The organism is Tissierellales bacterium (assembly GCA_035301805.1).
Taxonomy (GTDB): domain Bacteria; phylum Bacillota; class Clostridia; order Tissierellales; family DATGTQ01; genus DATGTQ01.
Genome location: DATGTQ010000261.1, coordinates 1 through 6,437, shown reverse-complemented (window position 1 = coordinate 6,437; position 6,437 = coordinate 1). Strand labels below are relative to the sequence as shown.

The 6,437-nt window shown below is 28.7% G+C and carries 7 protein-coding genes; all 7 read left to right on the top strand.

Annotation, left to right across the window (positions count from 1 at the left end; all coding sequences use genetic code 11):
- The first annotated feature begins 415 nt into the window (after window positions 1-415).
- A complete protein-coding gene (locus tag VK071_12840; GenBank protein ID HLR36199.1) occupies window positions 416-877 on the top strand; it encodes a PTS sugar transporter subunit IIA in 462 nt (153 codons plus the stop codon).
- An 11-nt stretch (window positions 878-888) separates the two neighbouring features.
- Window positions 889-1,176: a PTS sugar transporter subunit IIB gene (locus VK071_12835; protein HLR36198.1), complete on the top strand. Its 288-nt coding sequence runs from the start codon at window positions 889-891 to the stop codon at window positions 1,174-1,176.
- Window position 1,177: 1 nt separating this feature from the next.
- Entirely contained in the window at window positions 1,178-2,539 is a 1,362-nt protein-coding gene (locus tag VK071_12830; GenBank protein HLR36197.1) for a PTS transporter subunit IIC, read from the top strand.
- Between the two features lie 24 nt (window positions 2,540-2,563).
- A complete protein-coding gene (locus VK071_12825) occupies window positions 2,564-3,577 on the top strand; it encodes a Gfo/Idh/MocA family oxidoreductase (protein HLR36196.1) in 1,014 nt (337 codons plus the stop codon).
- A gap of 116 nt (window positions 3,578-3,693) precedes the next feature.
- Window positions 3,694-4,422 (top strand): GntR family transcriptional regulator, encoded by a 729-nt coding sequence (locus VK071_12820; GenBank protein HLR36195.1) that lies wholly within the window; start codon window positions 3,694-3,696, stop codon window positions 4,420-4,422.
- A gap of 77 nt (window positions 4,423-4,499) precedes the next feature.
- Window positions 4,500-5,669: an SIS domain-containing protein gene (locus VK071_12815; protein HLR36194.1), complete on the top strand. Its 1,170-nt coding sequence runs from the start codon at window positions 4,500-4,502 to the stop codon at window positions 5,667-5,669.
- Window positions 5,670-5,733: 64 nt separating this feature from the next.
- Window positions 5,734-6,405: an MtnX-like HAD-IB family phosphatase gene (locus VK071_12810; protein HLR36193.1), complete on the top strand. Its 672-nt coding sequence runs from the start codon at window positions 5,734-5,736 to the stop codon at window positions 6,403-6,405.
- The last annotated feature ends 32 nt before the right edge of the window (window positions 6,406-6,437 follow it).

Sequence of the window (6,437 nt, the reverse complement as noted above, 5' to 3'; positions counted from 1 at the left end):
CAAAAAAGTGGTTGAAGGTCCATAGGTGTTATCTCCATTTTAATTTGCTCATACCCAATTTGCTGTTTTTTTAAATTCATGCATGCGAAAACAAGCATCATCTGAGAGGAACCTTTATTTAATTCTCTTGGGTTTGTCCATAGTTTTTTCTTTTTTCTAATAAAAATAAATTTAGAAAAGAGTTTTTGTATGATCTTAGTGTAAAATAAATTATATTGACAAAGAAAAAAGAATAGTTTATAATTATATCAGTGGTAATTACCAGATTAAAAAGTTAGTATTATATCTTGCATTTATTTTATTTTATCACCTGAATGGTAATAACAACACTACCAGTTAAAAATAGACTTTAGGAAAGTGTTAACAGTAATAAAGTTAAAAAACAACAAAATATAATGAAAGGGGTGACTAATACTTGAGTTTTAAATTTGTCCCTGAACTAATTGTTAAAAACATCTCTGCTAATAATTCAACAGAAGTAATTGAATTACTGGGAAAACAGCTTAGTGAAAACGGTTTCGTCGATGGAAGCTATATTAAATCAGTATTAGAAAGAGAAGAAGAGTTTCCGACTGGGTTGCAAGCAAAGAAGGCTGCTATAGCTATTCCTCATGCTTTAAACAGAAATGTTAAAAAATCAGGAATATGTCTAGGCATTTTAGAAAATAAAGTTCCTTTCCGTTCCATGGAAGATATTAATAGTATTGTGGAAGTAGAGTTTGTTTTTCTACTAGCAATTAAAGAATCTAATAGACAATTAAAAATATTAAAAGCAATAATGGAAATGCTACAAAATGAAGTATTATTTAATAAAATTAGAGCAGAAAAAGATAAAAAAATTATTTGTGATATTTTAAATGAATTTATTAAAGAATAGGAGGAATTTATATGAAAAAAGTAATTATAGCTTGCGGAGCTGGCTTAGCAACATCAACTATGATAAGAGAAAAAATAGAAGATCTTTTAGAAGAAAATAATATCAAATGTGAAATAGTTCAAAGTACATTAAATGGAATACCTAGTGTATCAGACAATGCTGATTTAATTATTACTACCATGAATGTAGATGAAGACTATGGAGTGCCATTAATTCAAGGAAGCGCTTTTTTAACAGGTATCAATGAAGATGTTGTATCAGACAAAGTTATCTCAATATTAAAAGAGGGAGATGTATAAAATGACACAGGTAATTGATTATATTGTAGGACTTGGAAGTTATATATTTGTTCCTATGATTATGATTATTATAGGAATTGCTATGGGATTAAGTATAAGAAAAGCTATTAAAGCAGGAGTTACAGTGGGAATTGGACTTATTGGTGTTAGCATTGTCTCCACATTAACTGAAGAATCTCTTTCTCCAGTAATCAATATAATGGTAGAAAGGTTAAATTTAAACTTAACTGCTATTGACGTTGGGGGAGGACCTGCTGCAGCTATAGGTTTTGGTTCAGCTTTAGGTGGGTTATTGATAATAGTAATTTTATTAGTTAACTTATTAATGTTAGCTTTAAATTTGACTAATACAATGAATATTGATATATATAACTTTTGGTACTTTGCAATAACAGCTGGTTTTGTACAAATTTTAACCGGCAATAGTGTTTTAGCTATTATGGCTGGTGTAACCCACGCCATATTAAGTTTAAAAGTAGCCGATGTAACAGCAAAACGTGTTCAAAAAGTAATTGGAATAGAGGGTATAGCTATTCCCCATGGATTTGCTGCTGCTAGTGCACCACTGTTTATGGTTTTAGACAAAGTTTATGATCACATTCCTTTTTTAAATGGTTCTAAAGAAGAAAAGGAGAGTAAAAAAGAACAAAGTAAAACAATGAAATTCATTGGTTCCATAATAGGAGATCCTCTTTATTTAGGATTAATATTAGGGGCAGCATTTGGATTAATTGCAGGTTATGACTTTAAAGGTGTTATGGATATAACTATGAAAACAGCTGGAATTATGGTTCTCTTTCCAACTATGGTAAAAATGATTGTTTCAGGGTTAATTCCTATTTCAAACCAAGCTAAAGAATTCTTTTCAAGTAAGTTTGAAGATAGAGAGTTATATATTGGTTTAGATTCAGCAGTTACTATAGGACATTCTGTAACAATTAGTGTAGGTATGTTGATGATTCCGGTATTCATGATTTTTGCAGCTATACTACCAGGAAATACTACATTACCATTAGGAGAAGTACCCTTTGCAGCATTCTATGTCTGTTTTGCAACGATAATTCATAATGGAGATAGACTAAGAACTATTATTTCAAGCTTAATATTTATACCTATTGTACTTTATATATCTAGTTGGGCAGCACCTTTATTAACTAAAATGGGTGAAGCACAAGGCTTAACATTAGTTCAACAAGGTCAAGAAGCAACTACTATGGCTTTAGGAAACTTATTTATATATCTTCCAGCTAAAATAGCACAAGCTCCTGTTATGGCAGGTATACTTTTAGCGGCTATTTCTATATTAGCAATTGTTGGAGGATTATATTTAGAAAAGAAACAAAAAGTAAAAGCAGGTAATTAATAAAAAAGTAGGAGGCTTAATATAATGTCAAATAAGATTAATATAGGTGTAGTTGGAGCAGGAATATATGGGCATTACCATCTAAACACTTATACTACAGACAATAATGTTAAGAAAGTAGTATTTTGTGATACAAATGAAGAAAGATTACAAGCAACAGAAAAAGAATATAATATAAAAGGTTATTCATCTGTAAAAGAAATGTTAAAAAATGAAGAATTAGATGCAATTTCTATAGCAACACCAGATCCTTATCATTATGAACCTATGAAAGATGCTATTTTAGGCGGCATTAAGAATATATTTGTAGAAAAACCTTTAGCTACTACTGTAGAGGAAGGGGAAGAACTAATAAAAATTGCAAAAGAAAACAATGTTCGTGTAGCAGTAGATTTTCATAAAAGATGGGATCCAGCATATTTAGCTATAAAAAATGATATTACAAATAATAAAGATAAAATTGTCAGAGGTTATATGGCCTTAGATGACATTATTGATGTTCCATTAAAATGGTTTAATTGGACAGAAAAATCCTCACCAGCTTGGTTTTTAGGAGTACATTGTTACGATTTAATTCGTTTTATTACAGAAAGTGAAGTTAAAAGAGTATATGCTGTAGGTAATAAGCAAGTATTAGTAAATAAGGGCTGTAATACCTATGATTCTATGCAAACTATATTAGAAATGGAAGACGGCTCTAACTGGACAGTTGAGAATTCATGGATTCTACCTAATAGTTTTCCTAAATCTAACGATGGACAATTAATAATTATATCTGAAAAAGGCTATTATAAAAATGAATCCTATAGAGGATTAAATCAATATAATCAAGACAAAGCCAGTGTACCTAATTATCTTTTTATGAATTTTACAGAAAATGATGCAAGTGGTTTTGGTGTTCAACCAATGAAGGATTTTATTACAGCAGTGATAAATAATACTCCATTTATTGCAGATGCTTTTGATGGAATACAAGCTACTAGAATTGCTGAAGCTGTTCATAAATCAATTATTACTAAGGAGATAATTAGCCTTTAAAAAATATTCTAGGGTGGTGGAACTTGAGTATGGTGGAGTTGACTATATTTAACATATAAGATAAGATTGTGTTAGCTGCTAAAACCGTTAAAGAATAAAGCATTAAGGTGATAAAAATGAAAACAATAGATAAACAAAGTAGAGTTCCATTATATTATCAAGTGATGGATATAATAATAGAAATGATAGAAGAAGGAAATTTAACTGAAAATGATATACTTCCTTCTGAAAGAGAATTATGTAATACTTTTGACATAAGTAGAACTACCGTAAGACAAGCCATTCAAGAGCTAGAAAATAATGGTTATGTATATAGAGTTCATGGAAAAGGAACTTTCATATCTTCTGAAAGATTTAAACAAGACTTATTAGAATTTTATAGTTTTACGGAAGAAATGAAGAAAGCTGATAAAACTCCTTCTTCTGAAGTATTAGATTTTAATATAATTAGTTGTAAAGAAAAGTTAGCAGAAAAGATGAATCTGAATGTAGGTGATCAGGTATATAAATTTACAAGATTAAGGCTTGCTGATAATATGCCAATGATGTTAGAGACAAGCTATGTACCTTGTAGTAGGTTTCCAGATTTAACAAAGGAAAAATTACAAGAAAATGCTATGTATGATATTTTCACAAAAGATTACAATGCCTTTTTTACTTGTGCAGAAGAAATATTTCAATCTGTATTGACTAATGATTGGGAAGCAGAGCTTCTTAGATATACTCCAGGATTACCAAGTATGATGATTGAAAGAATAACCCATGAAAATAATATGATAATTGAGTATACAAAGGGAATAGCAAGAGGAGATAAATTTAAGTACCATGTAGTGTTAAATAAGTAATTAGTTTTATCAACACTGGTAATTACAACATTACATCATTACCGCATAAATTTAATATTTAAATAGGAGTGAAAATTATGTTTGATATAGAAGATGAGAAATGGAAAGTATTAAATGGATTTAATACTGCCACAGAAATATCTCAACAACCTAAACTATGGCTAGAAGTTTTAAAAATAGTTGAGGACAATAAAGATAATATCAATAAATTTTTGGAAGAAAGATTAAACAAAGATAAAGTTAGAGTAATATTTGCAGGTGCAGGAACCTCAGCCTATGTAGGTGAAATTGCAACACAACAATTAAATATGGGAGAAGAATATATTTATGAAGCTATACCTACAACAGATATTATAGCTGAGCCAGAAATTTATTTTAAAAAGGATATACCTACAATATTAGTGTCCTTTGCTCGTTCAGGAAATAGTCCGGAAAGTGTTGCAACCTATAATTTAGCTAATGAAATGATAGATGAAGTAAGCCATATATTTATTACTTGTAATGTAGAAGGAAAATTAGCAGAAATATCTAAAGGAAAAGAAAATGTATTATTACTACTAATGCCAGATGAATCAAATGACAAAGGTTTTGCTATGACTAGTAGTTTTTCTTGTATGACTCTTACTTCTCTATTAATATTTGATATGGAAAACTTTAAAAATAATAAAAAACAGATTATTGAAATGGCAACTATAGGTAAAGATATATTAAATAGTGACCAGAAAGAAATAAAAGGTTTAATAGATTCCAAATACAATAGAATCGTATATTTAGGTTCTAGTAGTTTTCGAGGTTTAACAAAAGAAAGCGGATTAAAATTATTAGAATTAACTAGGGGTCAAATTATCTCTCATTATGAGACTACATTAGGATTTAGACATGGACCAAAATCTATAACTAATAATAATACATTAATAATTATTTATATATCAGAAGATCCTTATACAAGAAAATATGATATAGATATGCTTAAAGAAATTTACAATGATGCAGGTGACCATAAGGTAGTAGCTATATCAAATAAATATTATGGAGAAGTAGAAGAAAATAGCAATAAATATTTCTATCTAAGTAAAGATGGAAATAACATTAATAATACAGGATTCATATCCTTATTGTATGCTTTATATGCTCAATTAATTGCTTTATTCTATTCTATAAAAGTAAAAGTAGAACCTGATGATCCAAATCCAAGTGGAATAGTTAATAGGGTAGTAAAAGGAGTAACAATTTATAAAAAGAATTAATAGTATCTAAAAACTAAAATAGCCGCGAATATTCGCGGCTAAAACTTCTCATAGGGAGGTATTAATGATTAAAATTAATGATTTAAGTAGTATAGTTATATTATCAGATTTTGATGGCACTATAACTACTGAAGATACAAATGCAAAACTAATAAAGTATTTTGGCAATGAAACAACTAGAGAACGATATAATCAATACAAAAAAGGTAAAATACATTTATTATCTTATTTGGAATTACAGTATAGAGATATTGGAATAAATGAAGAAGAATATACAAATTTTATATTAAATAAAATTGAAATATCTAGGGGATTTAAAGAATTTTTTCAAAAAGTAAAAAGAAACAATATTCCCTTTGCAATTATTAGTGGTGGATTTGAAAATGGAATAATACCTTTTTTAAGAAAACATGGCATAAATGATATTGATATATATGCTAATTCTATTAATTTTGGTGATGAAGTAACTTTAGACTATTACCACAAAGCTTCTAACTGCTGTAAATTAGGTCCTTGTGGTAATTGTAAAATTAAACATTATGAAAACTATAAAGAGAAAGATAATACTGTAATTTTTATAGGAGATGGTGTTACAGACAAACCTGTTGCAGAGGTAGCAGATATGGTTTTTGCTAAAGATAGTTTATTAGACTACTGCAAAGACAATGATATAGATTGTATACCCTGGGAAGACTTTAGAGATATCAACAAAATAATTTTTGGTAAAGGAAGGTAGAATACTATGGATATAATTTCAACAAAAGAAAT

Bases quoted from the DNA above. Each gene is read 5' to 3' on its own strand.
- VK071_12835 (HLR36198.1), top strand. From the start codon at position 889: ATGAAAAAAGTAATTATAGCTTGCGGAGCTGGCTTAGCAACATCAACT.
- VK071_12830 (HLR36197.1), top strand. From the start codon at position 1,178: ATGACACAGGTAATTGATTATATTGTAGGACTTGGAAGTTATATATTT.
- VK071_12825 (HLR36196.1), top strand. From the start codon at position 2,564: ATGTCAAATAAGATTAATATAGGTGTAGTTGGAGCAGGAATATATGGG.
- VK071_12820 (HLR36195.1), top strand. From the start codon at position 3,694: ATGAAAACAATAGATAAACAAAGTAGAGTTCCATTATATTATCAAGTG.
- VK071_12815 (HLR36194.1), top strand. From the start codon at position 4,500: ATGTTTGATATAGAAGATGAGAAATGGAAAGTATTAAATGGATTTAAT.
- VK071_12810 (HLR36193.1), top strand. From the start codon at position 5,734: ATGATTAAAATTAATGATTTAAGTAGTATAGTTATATTATCAGATTTT.